This is a genomic window from Streptococcus sp. A34, from assembly GCF_043674115.1.
Classification (GTDB): domain Bacteria; phylum Bacillota; class Bacilli; order Lactobacillales; family Streptococcaceae; genus Streptococcus; species Streptococcus suis_V.
The window spans coordinates 45,124-61,874 of sequence record NZ_JBIMJM010000001.1 but is presented as its reverse complement, the minus strand read 5'-3'; the positions used below and the strand labels follow the sequence as shown (position 1 = coordinate 61,874).

At 48.4% G+C, this 16,751-nt stretch carries 16 protein-coding genes and 1 pseudogene; 5 read left to right on the top strand and 12 right to left on the bottom strand.

The window, feature by feature from the left end:
- Positions 1-19 precede the first annotated feature (19 nt).
- The 4 genes from gshAB (at position 20) to ACHBGV_RS00315 (ending at position 5,203) form a co-directional block, all read left to right on the top strand.
- Complete coding sequence (gshAB, locus tag ACHBGV_RS00330; RefSeq protein ID WP_394735390.1) at positions 20-2,251, top strand: bifunctional glutamate--cysteine ligase GshA/glutathione synthetase GshB; 2,232 nt, start codon at positions 20-22, stop codon at positions 2,249-2,251.
- A gap of 78 nt (positions 2,252-2,329) precedes the next feature.
- Positions 2,330-3,196 (top strand): Hsp33 family molecular chaperone HslO, encoded by an 867-nt coding sequence (gene hslO / locus ACHBGV_RS00325; protein WP_394735389.1) that lies wholly within the window; start codon positions 2,330-2,332, stop codon positions 3,194-3,196.
- On the top strand, positions 3,189-4,193 hold the full coding sequence (gene dusB / locus ACHBGV_RS00320; protein ID WP_105122238.1) for a tRNA dihydrouridine synthase DusB: 1,005 nt from the start codon (positions 3,189-3,191) through the stop codon (positions 4,191-4,193). Before hslO ends, dusB begins: the two co-directional genes overlap by 8 nt.
- A 185-nt stretch (positions 4,194-4,378) precedes the next feature.
- Positions 4,379-5,203 (top strand): C39 family peptidase, encoded by an 825-nt coding sequence (locus ACHBGV_RS00315; RefSeq protein ID WP_125265905.1) that lies wholly within the window; start codon positions 4,379-4,381, stop codon positions 5,201-5,203.
- 61 nt (positions 5,204-5,264) lie between these two features.
- Here ACHBGV_RS00315 and pnuC read toward each other — a convergent pair whose 3' ends face one another.
- From pnuC to relB, 6 genes and pseudogenes are all read right to left on the bottom strand, one after another.
- The gene (gene pnuC / locus ACHBGV_RS00310; RefSeq protein ID WP_172079647.1) at positions 5,265-6,068 is read right to left on the bottom strand and encodes a nicotinamide riboside transporter PnuC; all 804 of its coding nucleotides are present in this window, start codon (positions 6,066-6,068) and stop codon (positions 5,265-5,267) included.
- A 15-nt stretch (positions 6,069-6,083) separates the two neighbouring features.
- Complete coding sequence (locus ACHBGV_RS00305; protein WP_257117149.1) at positions 6,084-7,121, bottom strand: AAA family ATPase; 1,038 nt, start codon at positions 7,119-7,121, stop codon at positions 6,084-6,086.
- Between the two features lie 60 nt (positions 7,122-7,181).
- Positions 7,182-9,632: an ATP-dependent Clp protease ATP-binding subunit gene (locus ACHBGV_RS00300; RefSeq protein ID WP_394735388.1), complete on the bottom strand. Its 2,451-nt coding sequence runs from the start codon at positions 9,630-9,632 to the stop codon at positions 7,182-7,184.
- A gap of 4 nt (positions 9,633-9,636) precedes the next feature.
- A complete protein-coding gene (locus ACHBGV_RS00295; RefSeq protein ID WP_125265901.1) occupies positions 9,637-10,095 on the bottom strand; it encodes a CtsR family transcriptional regulator in 459 nt (152 codons plus the stop codon).
- A 194-nt stretch (positions 10,096-10,289) separates the two neighbouring features.
- Positions 10,290-10,527, bottom strand: a pseudogene (locus tag ACHBGV_RS00290) (type II toxin-antitoxin system RelE/ParE family toxin).
- A gap of 1 nt (position 10,528) precedes the next feature.
- Positions 10,529-10,750, bottom strand: a complete 222-nt coding sequence (relB, locus tag ACHBGV_RS00285; RefSeq protein WP_172009559.1) for a type II toxin-antitoxin system RelB family antitoxin — start codon at positions 10,748-10,750, stop codon at positions 10,529-10,531.
- A 285-nt stretch (positions 10,751-11,035) separates the two neighbouring features.
- Between relB and ACHBGV_RS00280 the strand changes: the two genes are divergently transcribed.
- Positions 11,036-11,371 (top strand): thioredoxin family protein, encoded by a 336-nt coding sequence (locus tag ACHBGV_RS00280; RefSeq protein ID WP_105111719.1) that lies wholly within the window; start codon positions 11,036-11,038, stop codon positions 11,369-11,371.
- Between the two features lie 121 nt (positions 11,372-11,492).
- Here ACHBGV_RS00280 and purR read toward each other — a convergent pair whose 3' ends face one another.
- The 6 genes from purR to rpe form a co-directional block, all read right to left on the bottom strand.
- Positions 11,493-12,311 carry a pur operon repressor gene (gene purR / locus ACHBGV_RS00275; RefSeq protein ID WP_172059175.1) on the bottom strand — a complete coding sequence of 273 codons (819 nt, stop codon included), beginning with the start codon at positions 12,309-12,311 and terminating at the stop codon, positions 11,493-11,495.
- Between the two features lie 91 nt (positions 12,312-12,402).
- Complete coding sequence (locus ACHBGV_RS00270) at positions 12,403-13,281, bottom strand: aminoglycoside phosphotransferase family protein (protein ID WP_125265948.1); 879 nt, start codon at positions 13,279-13,281, stop codon at positions 12,403-12,405.
- A 2-nt stretch (positions 13,282-13,283) separates the two neighbouring features.
- Positions 13,284-14,228, bottom strand: a complete 945-nt coding sequence (locus ACHBGV_RS00265; protein WP_172059174.1) for an HD domain-containing protein — start codon at positions 14,226-14,228, stop codon at positions 13,284-13,286.
- Entirely contained in the window at positions 14,218-15,456 is a 1,239-nt protein-coding gene (locus ACHBGV_RS00260) for a DNA recombination protein RmuC (protein WP_394735387.1), read from the bottom strand. Before ACHBGV_RS00260 ends, ACHBGV_RS00265 begins: the two co-directional genes overlap by 11 nt.
- The gene (locus ACHBGV_RS00255; RefSeq protein ID WP_394735386.1) at positions 15,457-16,089 is read right to left on the bottom strand and encodes a thiamine diphosphokinase; all 633 of its coding nucleotides are present in this window, start codon (positions 16,087-16,089) and stop codon (positions 15,457-15,459) included. It abuts the gene before it with no gap.
- Entirely contained in the window at positions 16,082-16,741 is a 660-nt protein-coding gene (gene rpe, locus ACHBGV_RS00250) for a ribulose-phosphate 3-epimerase (RefSeq protein ID WP_394735385.1), read from the bottom strand. The genes ACHBGV_RS00255 and rpe overlap by 8 nt, the downstream gene beginning before the upstream one ends.
- Positions 16,742-16,751 lie beyond the last annotated feature (10 nt).

The following is a 16,751-nucleotide window of genomic DNA, read 5'->3' as shown; positions in this document are numbered from 1 at the left end:
AATAACAGGAATAGACACTATGCTGAAACACTTACCCTCTACCGCACCCATTCTTCAAGCAACTTTTGGCTTAGAAAGAGAATCTCTGCGGATTAACACTGAAAATCGTGTGGCTCAGACGCCCCACCCTGAAAAACTAGGTTCACGATCCTTCCATCCCTATATCCAGACCGACTACAGCGAGCCACAACTGGAGTTGATTACCCCTGTGGCTCATTCGACCAAAGAAGCGCGTCGCTTTTTGGGCGCCATCACAGACGTTGCCTGTCGGTCCATGAACAAGGACGAATACCTTTGGCCCCTGTCCATGCCTCCTCACATCACCGAGGACGAAATTCAAATCGCCCAGCTGGAAAGCGACTACGAGTACCAGTACCGTGTCGGTTTGGGTGAACGATATGGTAAGTTACTCCAGTCCATGTCAGGCATCCACTACAACTTCGAGCTAGGAAAGGACCTGACCCAGCAACTCTTTGAAGCCAGCGATTACGACGACCTCATCACCTTCAAAAACGCCCTCTATCTCAAGCTAGCTCAGAATTTCCTACGCTACCGCTGGCTCTTGACCTACCTCTACGGAGCTAGCAGTCTGGCTGAAAAAGGATTTTTGACAGAGGAAATTGGCTGCGTGCGGTCCATTCGCAATTCCAACTACGGCTATGTCAACGCCCCCGATGTCCACATCTCCTTCTCTTCTTTGGAGCAATATGTGACCGACATCGAGCTGACTGTGGCTAGCGGACAGCTGTCTGCTGAAAAGGAATTTTACTCCGCTGTCCGCCTCCGTGGTGCCAAGACCAGCCGGGACTTTTTGACAAAAGGCATTACCTACCTGGAGTTCCGCAACTTCGACCTCAACCCCTTCGAGCCTCTGGCCATTAGCCAAGAGACCCTTGACACCACCCACCTTTTCGCCCTGGCTCTGCTCTGGCTTGATGATATGGAGCGGGTTGACGAGGAGCTGGCTCAGGCGGCAGACCTCAACAACCGCATCTCCCTCAGCCACCCCCACACTCCCCTACCAGCAGAGGCAGACGCCCGCCCTATCCTGACCGCCATGACAGAGATCGTCGCCCACTTTGGACTGGACGACTACTACAGCCAGCTCATCGCTCAGGTAGAGGCAGCCCTTCAAGACCCACGCTTAACCCTCTCTGGAAAAATAGCAGAGCAGGTTGAAGACGGATCTTTGGAACGATTTGGTCAGCAGCAAGGACGACTCTTCCATGACTATGCTTGGACAGCCCCATACGCCCTCAAGGGCTATGAAAACATGGAACTCTCCACCCAGATGATTCTCTTTGACGCCATTCAGATGGGCTTGCATGTCGAGATCTTGGATGAAGAAGACCAGTTTCTCAAGCTCTGGCATGGTGACCATGTCGAGTACATCAAAAATGGCAATATGACCTCCAAGGACAATTATGTCGTGCCTCTGGCCATGGCCAACAAGGTGGTCACCAAAAAAATTCTCCGCGCAGCCGGTTTTCCCGTACCTGCGGGAGCTGAATTTGCTAGCAAAGACGAGGCCCTGCGGTATTACGGACAAATTGTTAGCTCTGCCATTGTCGTCAAACCCAAATCTACCAACTTTGGTCTAGGCATCTCTATCTTCCAGGAGCCAGCAAGCCTTGCGGACTATGAAAAAGCCCTTGACATCGCCTTTTCGGAAGATAGCCATGTGCTAGTTGAGGAGTTTGTAGCGGGAACAGAGTACCGTTTCTTCGTCTTAGATGGCAAGTGCGAGGCTGTCTTGCTGCGCGTTGCAGCCAATGTTGTCGGTGACGGAATCTCCACCATCCGCCAATTGGTTGACTTGAAAAATCAAGACCCCCTGCGTGGCCGTGACCACCGTTCACCGCTGGAGATCATTAACTTGGGCGACATCGAACTGCTTATGTTGGAGCAACAGGGCTACACACCCGATACAGTTTTGCCAGAAGGCGTCCAAGCCTTTCTGCGTGGCAATTCCAATATCTCCACCGGTGGTGACTCTATTGATATGACCGACCAGATGGACCAGTCCTACAAACAACTGGCTGCCGCTATGGCAACTGCTATGGGAGCTTGGGCCTGCGGTGTAGATTTGATTATTCCTGACCGCACTAAGCCAGCCAGCAAGGAAGAACCCAACTGCACCTGTATCGAACTTAACTTTAACCCTGCCATGTACCTGCATACCTATACCTACGCAGGACCTGGTCAGAGCATTACACCGAAGATATTACGGAAGTTGTTTCCTGAACTATAAACTGGCTAGTCATAGTCAGTTTTTTACTTTCGGTCACTCCCTTTCCCCATTTTCCCCACTTGTGCTATAATAATCCTTATGGATAAAATTATTAAGACTCTATCAAAAAGCGGGCATTTCCGTGCCTTTGTGCTAGATAGCACAGAAACCGTGAAAACAGCCCAAGAAAAACACGACACTATGGCGTCGTCCACCGTTGCTCTGGGTCGCACCCTCATTGCCAATCAGATTTTGGCTGCCAATGAAAAAGGCGATACCAAAATCACCCTGAAAATCTTGGCCAGCGGTGCTGTTGGGGCTATCATCTCTGTTGCCAATACCAAAGGGCAGGTCAAGGGCTACATTCAAAACCCAGACTTGGACTACAAACGGACGGCGACTGGCGAGGTTATCGTTGGACCACTTGTAGGCAATGGTCAATTCCTGGTCATTACAGACTACGGAACAGGTCACCCTTACAATTCCATGACACCATTGATTTCTGGTGAAATCGGTGAAGACTTTGCTTATTTCTTAACAGACAGCCAACAAACACCTTCTGCGGTGGGGCTCAATGTATTGTTGGACGAGGAAGACAAGGTCAAAGTAGCTGGTGGCTTCTTGCTGCAAGTTTTACCAGGTGCGACCGAGGCTGAAATTGCCCGTTTCGAAAAACGCATCCAAGAAATGCCAGCCATCTCTAGCTTGCTGGCGTCTGAAAACCACATAGAAGCTCTGCTATCCGCCATTTATGGCGACGACGACTTCAAGCGCCTGTCAGAAGAAGAAATCGGTTTTGTCTGCGACTGCTCTAAAGACCGCTTCCTCGATGCTTTAGCCAGCTTGCCAAAAACGGACCTACAAGAGATGAAGGAAGAAGACAATGGCGTGGACATCACCTGTCAATTCTGCCAGACCCATTACCACTTTGACGAAAACGATTTGGAGGAACTCATCAATGGCTAATCTCAATACCCCTTTCATGATTGGTGATGTGGAAATCCCCAATCGCTGCGTGCTGGCTCCTATGGCTGGCGTGACCAACTCGGCCTTCCGCACCATTGCCAAGGAAATGGGCGCTGGCCTGGTCGTTATGGAAATGATTTCTGAAAAAGGCCTTCTCTACAACAACGAGAAGACTCTCCATATGCTCCATATTGACGACAACGAATACCCTATGTCAATCCAGCTTTTCGGTGGCGAGGCTGAGGGCCTCAAACGTGCAGCTGACTTCATTCAGAAAAACACCAAGGCCAATATCGTAGATATTAACATGGGTTGCCCTGTCAACAAGGTCATCAAGAACGAGGCTGGTGCCAAGTGGCTCAAGGACCCTGACAAGATTTACCACATCATCAAGGAAGTGACTTCCGTCCTCGACATTCCTCTGACCGTTAAGATGCGGACCGGTTGGAATAATACCGACCTGGCGGTCGAAAATGCCCTGGCCGCAGAAAGTGCTGGTGTGGCTGCCCTGGCCATGCACGGACGGACCCGCGAGCAGATGTACACTGGAACTGTTGACCTCGAAACCCTGACCAGGGTTGCCGGCAACCTGACCAAGATTCCTTTCATCGCAAACGGCGACATCCGCAATGTCGAAGATGCCCGCCAGCGTATCGAGGAAGTTGGGGCTGACGCTGTCATGGTCGGCCGGACCGCTATGGGAAATCCCTACATCTTCAACCAGATTAACCACTATCTGGAAACGGGTGAAATCCTACCCGACCTATCCTTTGAGGACAAGCTCAATGTCGCCTTTGACCACCTGACCCGCTTGACAAATCTCAAGGGCGAAAGCATTGCCGTCCGCGAATTTCGTGGTCTAGCGCCCCACTACCTGCGTGGCTCAGCTGGTGCCGCTAAAATCCGTGGTGCCGTATCCCGTGCCGAAACCATCGAAGAAGTCCAAGAGCTCTTTGACCAAGCACGCGCTGCTTATCAAGCAAAACAAGTTAAATAAACAAAAGGAGATCAGTTCCAGCTGGTCTCCTTTGTCATCTCCGCAAAAGACGTGTTAATAAATAAAATATAAGGAAATGGTTGGGCATGCCTCAGCCATTTTTTATGGATAGTTCTTGATAAAAACATATAATTATAATATACTAATATTGTGAAATACTTTACAAAATCCTCCAGGAGGTGGCTATGAAATCAAAAGCTATTCTTATCAGTCTCTGTCTGTCTTCTTTAGCTCTCATTCTTGCCTCTGCCAGCTTTTTTCTGCTTGTCCCTCGGCAGGAGCAGACCTCCCCTGAAGTAAAGTCGACAAGTAGCTCTGTTGTCAAAACAAGTGGAGAACAGAATAAAAACCCTAGCTCTTCAAGCTCCAGTAGCTCTGCCATTACCCAAGAAAATGAACCAAATGAGACCACACCGAGTTCCGAACCAGAGCAGGAAAAGCCGGCATCCAAGCGAATCAAAAAACAGCTGAGTGTCCAACCGCAAATCCAAACTGTCTGGAACTATTGCGCTCCGACGACTGTCAGTATGATGCTATCTAGTCAGGGCGTCCATGTTGGGCAGAAGCAGTTGGCGTTTGAAATGGGAACCTACGAGCCTTTTGGCACCCATAATCGTGACGCCATTCGCATCCTCAATAAACATCTTTTCGGCTATGAATATCCTACAGATGGTCAGGCTGGCTATCGGCTGGTGACGGTGACGGACCCTAATCCAGCTGGACAAGAGATGGCCTTGTTTAAGCAGAGGGTCAGGGAAAATATTGATGCTGGCTACCCTATGTACTACACTTTTGACTCCGCTGTGATGTATCCTAGTAAAAAAGGGGAGCACAACGTCATTGGTATTGGCTATCTGACCACAGAAGACGGGAAGGATATTGAGCAGCTCTACTACCTCGACCCCTCTCCCAATGTCCAGGACCATAGATACGGTGGGCTGAAAGTCACTACGCCCGAAGAACTATTCCAAGCCCTGATGACCTGTGAAGAGCCAAATTATGGCTGGTAGCAATAGCAAAACCTCCGAATGCTGACTCGGAGGTTGTTTTTGTATTTAAGTTTTTAATTTCCTATCCCTTTTTCATAGCCTTGGACCATTGGTACCAGCCGACGACACTATTGAGAGCGTAGACCCAGTACATGGCCTGCATGTGGATGGAATTTCCCCACCAGAGGTAGATAGAAAAGAGGTTGGTCGCAATCCAGAAGAGCCACTGTTCCCTGTAAAGATAAGTCATGAGAAATTGCCCTGTCCAGTTGGTTCCGTCTGTCACAGAATCTCGGAAGGGTCTGGCAGATCCGATAGATTGGTAGAGAAGACCAAAAATCCCCCAGACAAGAGCTGTGAAGCTCAGCCATTTGACCCAACCAAAGAAAGACAGACTGCGGGTTTCAAATTCGCTGATTTCAGGCGTCTCATCCTCGGTTTCATTGATACGGGCAGCCAACCAAGTATAAAGGCCGATAGGCTGCATGGCCAAGAAGAAAACAGCTGTCATCACTTCCCCATAAAAGGCACTATTATAGGAAAGCACAAAGTAAATCAGACTGTTGATAAAACCAAAAACATAGTTACTAGCCCGGCCTTCTGCTACCATGATGACACAGACAATCCCCGTCCAGGAGGCAAAGAGCCCCATCCAGTCGTGTTTGTCGCTACCGCTGGTAAACTCTAAAATCAGCGGCACACTGGATAGGCCGATGAGATAGAGCCACTGAAAAGCTGTCCGTCCCAAAAACATATCCGCAAAGGCTGCCTTCAAGAGCCCGAAAAATCCTAATTCCTTGGCTGCCTGGCCTAATTTCACAAAGGTGGCAGGGACATTTCGGATGCCCTCCACCCAGCCAGTCAGTATCTGTTTTATTTTTTCCATATCTCCTATTTTCTCCTAAAATTCCTGATAGATGGCATCAATCAGATCAATGGATTTTTGATAGTTTTCCAGATAGGACCCACCGATAAAGGCCAAATGCGCATCTGGGTGATTTTTTGCCACTAATTTTTTCAATAACTCCGTAAAAGCATGGCGTACTTCCTGGTCGGCCATAGACATGTCCCGAAAACCGTCGTCCACATAGTTACCTGTCGGCAGGACAAAGATAATCAAGTCCCACTTTTCATTCTTGACCGTGTCAGCACAGAGGGAATGGAAGGAGCTGGAGCTTTCGCCGATATAGTAGTTATAGTAGGCCTCGGTCACAGTCGCATTGGTATCCGCAATGACCAGCCCACGATTGGTGTCTGAGTCAATCAAATCAGAGGTCTGGCGATACTGGCCCGTCAGCAGGTAATTGTAATCCTTGCCTGTCAACTCATCGTCACGAACATTGTAGCGCTTTTGGTAATAGCGGGCGTACTCTAGGGAGACAGGACAGGAATAATAGCGTCCCAAATCCTTGACCAGGGTAGTCTTGCCGTTTGAGGCCGAACCAACCACCAAGACATTTTTTGAAAAATGCCGTCTGAAGGGCTTGGCAATCAGGTTCCAGTGCTTGGCTGGATTTTCCCGAATTAGGGTAGCCGAAATACCGAAATTACGCTCGGTGAAAGATGCTCTGAAGCCACGCTCTTCCAGCTCCGCAGAGTATTCTTTTTCAGAAACATAGAAGACCAATTCCTCGTCTTCGCCAGCCTGCACCAGCTGTTGTAAGGCCTCTAGCCAGGGCGCCCAACCTTCTGGATAAGGAGGCATGCCTGTTTCGTCTAGCTTATAAACCGAAATCAAGGACTCGTCATTAAAAGTTTCACGAATATAGCGAAAACGCTTTTGCAGACCCAGGCCAATCTTGTCCCCACGGTCATTTTCATAACCAGATACGATGACCACCGCTCGGTCACAGGCTCGCTTGGCCCGCTGGATCAGGTCAATGTGACCCTTGTGCATAGGCGCAAAGGTCCCAAAAATAACAGCAACAGTTTTTTTCATAAGATACCTATTTACATTTTATATTTTAGGGAAATGGCGAATACGTTCTCCCTTTCCTTCTTACACTATGTCAAATTTCAATTGGCCAGCTTTGACGCCCACTTTAAGGGTTTGACCGCCAACCAGGTCACCACGCAAGAGCATTTCTGCCAATGAATCTTCCAGCTTGGTCTGCAAGAGACGGCGGAGCGGACGGGCACCCATTTCTGGATCGTAGCCTTCTGTCGCTAGGAGTTTGAGTGCAGACGGTTGCAACTTGAGGGTCAGACCACGCTCGGCCGTGATGGCCATCAGCGGCTGCACCATGACCTTGACAATATCCTGCATATCCGCTTCAGATAGGCTGTGGAAGACAACCTTTTCATCAATACGGTTGATAAACTCTGGGCGGTAGGCCTTTTTCAATTCCTCGAAAATCCGTTTTTCCACATGCTCCTGGCTCTTGGACAAATCAAGGGCACCAAAACCAACCGTCTTATCGTCCCTCAGGGCAGTTGCCCCAAGGTTGGAGGTCATGATAATAATCGTATTAGAGAAATCTACCTTACGCCCCTTGTTGTCTGTCAAGACACCGTCGTCCAAGACCTGGAGGAGGATATTGAAAATATCTGGGTGGGCCTTTTCAACCTCGTCAAAGAGAAGGACAGAGTAAGGCTTGTTGCGGACTTTTTCCGTCAACTCGCCACCCTCTTCATAGCCAACATAGCCTGGAGGCGCACCGTTGAGGCGGCTGGCCGCAAATTTCTCCATATACTCGGACATATCAAAGCGGATTAGTGCCGACTCATCATCAAAGAGGACTTCTGCCAGGGCCTTAGCCAGCTCGGTCTTGCCGACACCTGTTGGCCCCAGGAACATAAAGGAACCGATTGGACGGCGACCGGTCCGAATGCCAGACTGATTGCGTCGAATGGCTCTGCTGACGGCTGAGATGGCCTGGTCCTGACCGATGACCCGCTTGTGGAGTTCTGCTTCCAGGTTCAGGTATTTCTTGGCATCTGTCTGGCTGAGTTTCTGCACTGGAATACCCGACAGGCGACTGAGGGTCTCCAAAATATCTGCCTCCGTCACTTCTAAGTCGTAACCTTGGCCGGCTTTAACAGCCTCTTTCTCAGCCAGGAGGAGCTTACTGACCGTTTTATATTTGCCAGCCATGAGGGCCTGGTCAAGGACTGTCAAGCCTGTCGCAACTGGCTGACCCTTGACACGGTTCTGCACCCTTGCCGCTGATTCGTCTAGTAAGTCAATTGCTGAATCCGGCAGGCGTTTGCTGGTCAAATACCGCTTGGCATAGGTCACGGCTGTCTCTACAGCACTATCTGTGATTTGGACCCTGTGGTATTTTTCAAAAGTCCCTTTGAGACCTGCCAAAATGGCAATGCTGTCCGCCACTGTTGGCTCTTCGATGATGACCTTGGCAAAACGGCGAACCAGAGCAGCATCCTTCTCGATATGTTTCTGATATTCCGACTGGGTCGTCGCACCAAGCGTCCGCAGAGTGCCACGCGCCAGAGCAGGCTTGAGGATGTTGGCCGCATCCATGGTCGAATCAATCCCAGAACCAGAGCCCATAATAGTATGAAGCTCATCGATGAAAAGAATCACCTGACCATCTTCTTCTATGTCGTTTATAATATTGTTCATCCGCTCCTCAAAATCCCCACGGAAACGGGTCCCAGAAACCACACTCATCAAATCCAGCTCCAAGACCCGCATCTTAGCCAGGCTAGGCGGAACATCTCCCGACGCTATACGCTGAGCAAGTCCCAGGGCCAGGGCTGTTTTCCCGACACCCGCATCACCGACCAAGACAGGATTATTCTTGGTCTTGCGCGATAAAATCTGCACCATACGCGAAATCTCAGTATCACGACCGATAACAGGCTCCATCTTGCCTTCACGAGCCAAGGCAGTCAAGTCACGGGTGTAATCTTCCAAACCACCTGTCTGGGGCTGAGGCATACCGCCACCCATCATCTGCCCCATGGTCTGTTGAGGAGCCTTGCGCCCCTTCAAGGCCAGACGAATGGCCTTAAGATCTTCCTTGTTGAAGCCTGCACGGGTCTCAAGATTTTTCCGCAAATCTAGCAGGCGAATCTTATCATCCGAGTCTTCATGGTGAAAACCAACCTTGTCCAAAATCTGACTGGCCACTGTTTTCTTGTCCAAAAGCATGGCTAGGAAAAGATGCTCTGTTCCTACTTCCTTAGCCTTGACGGCCTGCGCAATGGTTTTGGCATTGGCTGCCTTCTCATCCAAACGCTTGGACGACGGCAAAACCTTGAAGGACTCTATGTCCTCCTGATAGACTTTTTCGGTCACGACAAAGGTAGCATGCTCATAGTCTGCCACACTAGGTGGATAATCTGCCAGGACCGCTCCAGCCACTGTATCTTGGTTGATAACAAAGGCCAAGAGCACATGCCAGGTCTCCAACAAATCACTACTATAACGTTGGGCAATCAGCTGGGCATCCTCAAAAACCCGTTTCAATCCCTTTGAAATATTCATTCCCCTAATCCTCTTTCCTATCTAAGCGCCGTAAAATCTGACGCATCATGCGGGCCCGGATACTTGCCGCTTCCTTGCCGAGCACCTCATCTGTACCCGTCGCAAGAAACAAATTGCCCTCGCGCTCTGTCATCAATTTCTCATCAAACAAGAGCTGTAAAATATCATTATAAACGGTCGCAGACAACTGGTCGCCCATATTATTTAACAAATCACGAACCAATTCATGCTTGTCCGAAAAGGTAATGCGGCCAATTCGGATATAGCCTCCGCCACCGCGTTTACTTTCCACAATATAACCCCGACTGGCTGTAAACCGTGTCTTAATGACATAGTTTATCTGACTGGGCACGACCTCAAACCGACTGGCCAATTCACTCCGACGGAGTTCCGCCACATTGACCTGATCCAAGATCGCCTTGATATGCTCTTCGATATAGTCTGATGTATTTTTCATCGCCATGGAATCGCCTCTTTCTTTGACTTTCTTTGACCATTATACCCTAAAAAGAGGATTTTTTAAAGTAAAACTCTTTTCCAAGCAAATGGGAACATATAATATGTCTGAAAAAAACATTTATTTCTTTAGTTTTTCTTCAAAATATCTACCAAGCAAGGAAAACAATAAAGACTGGTCAAACTAGCCTAATAAATATCTTAACGGTGTCCAAACTCAAGGGCCAGAATAACCAGCTTATCCTCTTGAATATCGCAAATCAGTCTGTAATCGCCGATACGATAGCCCCATTCATTATGTCAAGCCCTTGCCATGCTGCCTAGGATTTTCTGTACCGTCCAGATGTTTGTCAATCTAGGCAAATAGTAACCTCTATACCTGCTTATCCATTTTACGAATCTGACGCTGTGCTCTTTTGGAATAGTCAATACGGTACATGTTAAAAACCTAGCTCTTTCTTGAAGTCAGCGTGCGAAATGGTTTCAGGGTCGTCTTGGTACTCCTTATAGGCTTGGTGGTAGATTTTTAAATCAAACTCATCTTCTATAGTCCGCTCCAGCGCCTTCTTAAATAAACTCGAGAGGCTTTGGCCTGTCAACTGCGCGTAACTTTTGAAAAAAGTTTCCTCTTCTTGGTTCAATCGAACTGTCACTGTACTCATGCTTTTCCCTCTTTTGTGTTACATTGTAGCACATTTGCCAAAAAAGGCAAACTATCCCTCCTCTTATATGGTTCTACTTACGCCAATTCTGCGCCCTCTATTTTTTCCCCACCCTGTCCGACGCTCTAGGAGGCCAGTGACGTCAAGAATTAGAAGACGGTTCAGGAGTTACAAACACGGGACAAGAGCAATAACTACAGAAGATAAAGCTCCCAACGTAGCAGAATTTTGTAATTCTTGCTAAATTCTTCTATAATGTAAAAAAAAAAAAAAGAGGTGAACATTATGGATTTCCAAACTTACATCGAAGATTTTACAACTGTTACTGTGCAAGAGGCTGAAAAGCTCTTGGCAGATAAAGAGGGGGACATTCTCTTCATCGGTCGCGCCACCTGCCCCTACTGCAATCGCTTTGTACCGAAACTCCACAAGGTCGCTCAGGAAAATCAGCTGACCGTCAACTTCCTGGACTCTAGCCAGATGAGCCCAGCTCTTCAAAACCTTCGTGACCACTACGGTGTCCCAACTGTACCAGGTCTCCTCGTCGCCAAAGCAGACGGTGTCCAAGTTCGTTGCGACTCTAGCATGACGGAAGAAGAGATTTTGAATTTCCTTTCTTAATTCAGCACAAAAGCACTGACCATCACGGCCAGTGCTTTTTAAGGAGATTATGAAAAATATTTAGGATTGGTATTAGTATACCCCAAATTTTCCATCTCTCCATCGGTCTTGAGACGGATTATTACTTGCTATCAAAAATATTTCCCAACTCAACGTCCACTCGGTTTTCTTTGACATTGATATCGGTCACGGCTAGCAGAGACTTGTAGTTAGCCACACTGCGGTCGCCTTTTTGATTTTCCGCAAAAACTGCTACACCGACCAAGGTCGAGTCAAACTCTGTCAAGAGGCTAATCATACCGTTGATAGTGCCACCATTTTTCAAAAAGTCATCGACAATGAGCACCCGGCTACCGGCCTTGAGACTGCGCTTAGAGAGGAACATCTTCTCAATCCGGTCGCTAGAACCCGACACATAGTTCACTGAAACGGTCGAACCTTCAGTAATTTTCAAGTCCCGACGAACGATAACAAAGGGAACATTGAGGACGTTGGCAACGGCATTGGCCAAAGGAACCCCCTTGGTCGCCACGGTCATAACAGCATCAATCTTCTCTGCCTTAAAGGCATCCGCAATAATGCGGCCAACATTTTTTAATACATGGGGCGTCGACAGCAAATCCGACGAATAAATATAGCCACCAGGCAGGATACGGCTACTTTCCGCCATCTGGTCACGAAGAGTCTGGGCAATCTCGATGGACTCTTCCTTAGAAATAGACGGCGTAAAGACAACACCCCCACTAGCACCCGTAATGGTCTCGATATGTCCGATAGAGCTCTCTTCAAAAGCTTTTTTGATAATGGCAATGTCCTCTGAAATCGAAGACTTGGCTGATTCGTACTTTTCCGCAAAGGTATTCAAACTGGTTAATTCATAGGGGTGGTTAATCAGGTAATTGGAAATAACCACCATCCGTTCACTTCTTCTTAATTTCATAACGATTTCCTCTTTCACTTTTTTTCATTATACCACACCAACACACAAAAAGCGAACTTTTTCTATCAAGAAAGTCCGCTTTTTTCGTTTTTTATCTATTTTTACCTAGATACCAGGAGGGAATGACCTCCTTATAGCCCTGATACCAATCAAAAAGCTGTTTAGCCTGCGTTTTCATCAGAGAAATCTGGTCTGGATTCACCTCTTCCGCCCAGACCAAGGCTCCAATGCTATTGACCGTCAGATAAAGGGCCAGCAGCTGCCAAAATTCTTCTGGAATAGTCTCTTCAAAATAGGCATCCAGCATCCCTCGAGCCAAAGCTGGAGAAGTTTCCACTGTAAATATCAGTCGATTGAACTCCTCCCAAGGATCGCCCTTGTCAAAACGATCAAAATCCAGCAGGTAAAGCTGACCATCCTGGCCCACCAACATATTCCCATCATGGAAATCCCCGTGGTGATAAGCAATCGGACGACCCCCTACCAAGTGACGACTGCGCTCGATGAACTCCAACATAGCCTGCCCCTGCTCATAAGCATGGCTAGCAGTCTGGTAAGCCGCAGTCTTTTTGTCAATTTTAGCCTGATAATAGCTCTCCCAATTCAAGCTAGTCTGGTCAATTGGGATTTGATGAAGGACTTTTAATAGCTTCCCCGCTTGGCAACCTAGCTCATAGAGAGTTTCATCCGACAAATTCGGAGCCGCTTGTCTCAAATCCTCCCCCTCAATCCACTCAAAAATCTGGTAGACTGACTGACCATCATAAGTCAATTCGACTGTTTTTTGCACTGGCAAATTCCTCTCAAACAAGATTTTGAGTAGGGCAAATTCAGCCTGCTTATCGGCCAACTTTTCCACAAGCGCAATCCGTAATAAAAATTTCTGACCATGTTCATCCACAGCCAGAAACTTTTGGTCAGCAGACCAGCCCTTGGTGATGGGCTGGCACGCAATCAATTTGGTTTTCATCTTCATTGGTCAATATCCGGTTTGTAGAAGGCGCGATTGTCCATGGCAAAGATACGGCTGGTCATCTCGCCCGGTCCCACCTTTTCCAGAGCCGTCAGCATCATCATCATTTCCGCATCAATGTTGTCAATCATGTGGAGAATTTCTGCCTCCATGATTTGCGGACGAACTGGGCTACCATATTCCAGCAAACCATGGTGGCTGAGAATAACATGGCGGAGAACGGTTACTTCTTCCAGACTATCATCGATGCCCAATTCCATCAGAACCTTGGTAATTTCTTCATCAATCAAGGAAATGTGCCCAATCAGATTGCCCCGAACAGTATAGCCCGTATTGTCTGGACCTGTCAATTCAATGACCTTGGCTAAGTCGTGCAACATAATCCCGGCAAAGAGCAGGCTCTTGTTGAGCTGCGGATAGACATCGCCAATCTTGTCCGCCAGACGAACCATGGTCGCCGTGTGGAAAGACAAACCGGAGTAAAAGGCATGGTGATTGGTCTTGGCCGCTGGATAGGAATAAAATTCCTTTTCGTACTTGCTGTAGAGAGCCCGAACGATGCGCTGCCAAGTCGCATTTTCAATCTGGAAAATCATCTGACTCAGGTAGTCCTTGGTGTCCTTGACATCAACAGGCGGTTTTTCCTTGAAATCCGCTGGATCATTTGGCTCGCCAGCTTTCGGCAAACGGATCACCAACTGATTGACCTGAGGCGTATTATTGTAAACCTCGCGGCGTCCTTGAACATGAACGACCACTCCAGCCACAAAATCCTTGATTTTTCCCGGTTGGGCATCCCAAACCTTGCCATCAATCTCGCCCGTATCGTCTTGGAAAGTCAGGGCTAGATAATCCTTGCCAGCTCTAGTCTGACGAACATCGGCTGACTTGATCAGATAAAATCCTTCGAAGAACTCATCTACTTTCATTTGGTTAATTTTCATCTAAATCCTCTTCTAATGGAGAAATGCCGAGCAGACCCTTGGTCTGGTCGTCTTCGTAGAGTTCAATGGTGCGCAGGGTCCGCTCAATGGCTGACGTCCGTGTCGTCAGGAGCTTGTCAATATTGGAGCTAGCTTGGCTAATCTGGCGCTGGGCCTTGATTAATAGATCGCTGAACTTGCCAAATTCCAGCTTGACATTGCCCAAGACCTTGCTGATATCATCTGCCGACCGCTGAATATTGAGGGTCTTAAAGCCGACGGACAGGGAATTGAGCAAGGCAGATAGGGTCGTCGGACCTGCCACTACAATGTTTTCCTGCCGGCGCAGGTCATCAAAGAAAATGGGATTGCGGACCACTTCCGCATAGAGCCCCTCGGTTGGCAAAAAGAGCACACCAAAATTAGTCGTTTCAGGCGGGTTCAGATACTTGCTCTGAATATCCTTGGCAAAGCGCTTGATAGCCGCCAACAGTTGCTTGCGGTGAAAGTCAATTTGGTCCCTGTCACCGGTTTCATAAGCATCTTCCAAACGGTAATAATCCGCCAGGGGAAACTTGGAGTCAATGGGCAGGTAGACATAATCCTCTGCTGATTGCCCCGGCAACTTGACAGCATATTCGACCCGCTCTCCGGAACCCTTAACCGTCGCAAATTCCCTCTCGTACTGGCTGGGCGTCAAAATATCCTCGATAATCTGTCCCAGCTGGAGCTCACCCATGATGCCTCGCGACTTGGTTCCGGACAAAACCTTATTGAGGCTGCCAACATCACGCGCCACTGTCTGCATCTCACCCAATCCACGATTGACAGATTCCAACTGCTTGGACACTGTTTCAAATGAGGCTTGCAGGCGAGTTTGCAGGGTTTTTTCTAATTTTTCTTCCACCGTCTGGCGCATCTCTTCCAAGCGTTTTTCGTTGGACTCCTGAATGGCTTGGAGGCGCTGGTCAGTGGCATCACGATTTTGCAGGAGACTGTGGTGAATATCCTGCCGAATGTCTGTTAATTGTTGATAGAGTTCGCGCCGGAGTTCATTGACTTCACGGCTGAGAACCTGTTGCTGCTTGAGACTGGTTGATTCCAATTGATAGGTCAACTGGTCCGACAATTGGTCAGCAGTGTCCTCGGCCTGGTCTTGCAACATCAGAGACAAGCTCTGCCATTTTCCATAGAGAAAGACCAAACCGACCACCACCAAAAGCAGCAAGATGATTTGTAGTATTTCCATCTAATCCTTATCCTTGCTGTAAATCAGGACCACATAGCCTGCGTCCAGACTGATGTCCATGTCCCTACCTATAAATTCGTTAGAGGCGTAGCATTTTTTGTAAAAATAATTTTCGTCGTCCAAGGGATACTTGGCATATTTGATGGTCAAGCGACTGCCGTCGGACGGCATGAAGGAAATATAGGTCATACCCGCAATCGGTGAAATCCTGTGCTGTCCAGCCGGCCGAAAACGAATGACATTCTGTTGGTCCACTAGCTCGATATGCTCCATAAATGGCGCCAAATTAGGTTCTGCTGCCAGAAACAAATTGGTCATGACATGGTCCATTCGACCGCCAAAGGCTGCGTAAATCTGAACCTGTGCCGTTTGATGCCGCTTGAAAATCTCCTTGAGCGCCAATTCCAAGTCCGTATCATCCTTCTCAGCTGGGGCCTTGATAACCAGCTCTGCTCTTTCCTCAATCCGCGATAAATCCGCTGGGCTGACCGAGTCAAAATCGCCAACTGCCATATCAAGAGGAAGGTCATTTTCCAAAAGCCGTAAACAACCTGCATCTACGCCCACATAGAGGTCCACAGGCGCAGGCAAGCTGTCAAACTGTCCACCAGCGACGACTGCGACCCTAATCATGAAGAGCTGCTCTCAACTTGGCAACATTGGCCTCCAAGTCACCCTTGAAGAGGAAGGAGCCAGCCACAAAGACGTTAGCGCCCGCGTCCTTGGCAGAATGAATGGTCTTATCATCAATACCACCGTCGACCTCGATGTCAAAATCCAATCCCTTAGCCTTGCGCATTTCCACCAAGGCTGCAATCTTTTCAGCCACCTCTGGAATGTAGGCCTGACCGCCGAAGCCCGGATTGACTGTCATCAGGAGCACTTGGTCCACCAAATTGAGCACAGGCTCAATGGTCACCAAAGGCGTACCCGGATTGATAACCACGCCAACCTTCATACCCGCCGCATGGATTTTCTGCAAGGTTCCATGCAGATGTAGGGTCGCCTCAGCGTGAATGGTTAAAATGTCCGCACCCGCACGGGCAAAGGTTTCGATATGATTTTCTGGATTGGACACCATCAAATGGCAGTCAAAGACCAGTTTGCTATAGGGACGCATGGCAGCCACCACGTCAGCACCGAAACTGATATTGGGCACAAAATGACCGTCCATGACGTCGATGTGGACATATTCAACACCAACCGCCTCTAGGCGCTCCAGTTCTGATTGAAAATTTGCATAATCTGCCGCCAAGATAGATGGCGCAATCTTGTAATGTGACATAGGAACCAAC

Coding starts and splice junctions, on each gene's coding strand:
- ACHBGV_RS00315 (WP_125265905.1), top strand. CDS start 4,379: ATGAAATCAAAAGCTATTCTTATCAGTCTCTGTCTGTCTTCTTTAGCT.
- ACHBGV_RS00260 (WP_394735387.1), bottom strand. CDS start 15,456: ATGGAAATACTACAAATCATCTTGCTGCTTTTGGTGGTGGTCGGTTTG.
- ACHBGV_RS00300 (WP_394735388.1), bottom strand. CDS start 9,632: ATGAATATTTCAAAGGGATTGAAACGGGTTTTTGAGGATGCCCAGCTG.
- ACHBGV_RS00305 (WP_257117149.1), bottom strand. CDS start 7,121: ATGAAAAAAACTGTTGCTGTTATTTTTGGGACCTTTGCGCCTATGCAC.
- ACHBGV_RS00295 (WP_125265901.1), bottom strand. CDS start 10,095: ATGGCGATGAAAAATACATCAGACTATATCGAAGAGCATATCAAGGCG.
- ACHBGV_RS00265 (WP_172059174.1), bottom strand. CDS start 14,228: ATGAAAATTAACCAAATGAAAGTAGATGAGTTCTTCGAAGGATTTTAT.
- ACHBGV_RS00255 (WP_394735386.1), bottom strand. CDS start 16,089: ATGATTAGGGTCGCAGTCGTCGCTGGTGGACAGTTTGACAGCTTGCCT.
- pnuC (WP_172079647.1), bottom strand. CDS start 6,068: ATGGAAAAAATAAAACAGATACTGACTGGCTGGGTGGAGGGCATCCGA.
- rpe (WP_394735385.1), bottom strand. CDS start 16,741: ATGTCACATTACAAGATTGCGCCATCTATCTTGGCGGCAGATTATGCA.
- hslO (WP_394735389.1), top strand. CDS start 2,330: ATGGATAAAATTATTAAGACTCTATCAAAAAGCGGGCATTTCCGTGCC.
- relB (WP_172009559.1), bottom strand. CDS start 10,750: ATGAGTACAGTGACAGTTCGATTGAACCAAGAAGAGGAAACTTTTTTC.
- purR (WP_172059175.1), bottom strand. CDS start 12,311: ATGAAATTAAGAAGAAGTGAACGGATGGTGGTTATTTCCAATTACCTG.
- ACHBGV_RS00280 (WP_105111719.1), top strand. CDS start 11,036: ATGGATTTCCAAACTTACATCGAAGATTTTACAACTGTTACTGTGCAA.
- dusB (WP_105122238.1), top strand. CDS start 3,189: ATGGCTAATCTCAATACCCCTTTCATGATTGGTGATGTGGAAATCCCC.
- gshAB (WP_394735390.1), top strand. CDS start 20: ATGCTGAAACACTTACCCTCTACCGCACCCATTCTTCAAGCAACTTTT.
- ACHBGV_RS00270 (WP_125265948.1), bottom strand. CDS start 13,281: ATGAAAACCAAATTGATTGCGTGCCAGCCCATCACCAAGGGCTGGTCT.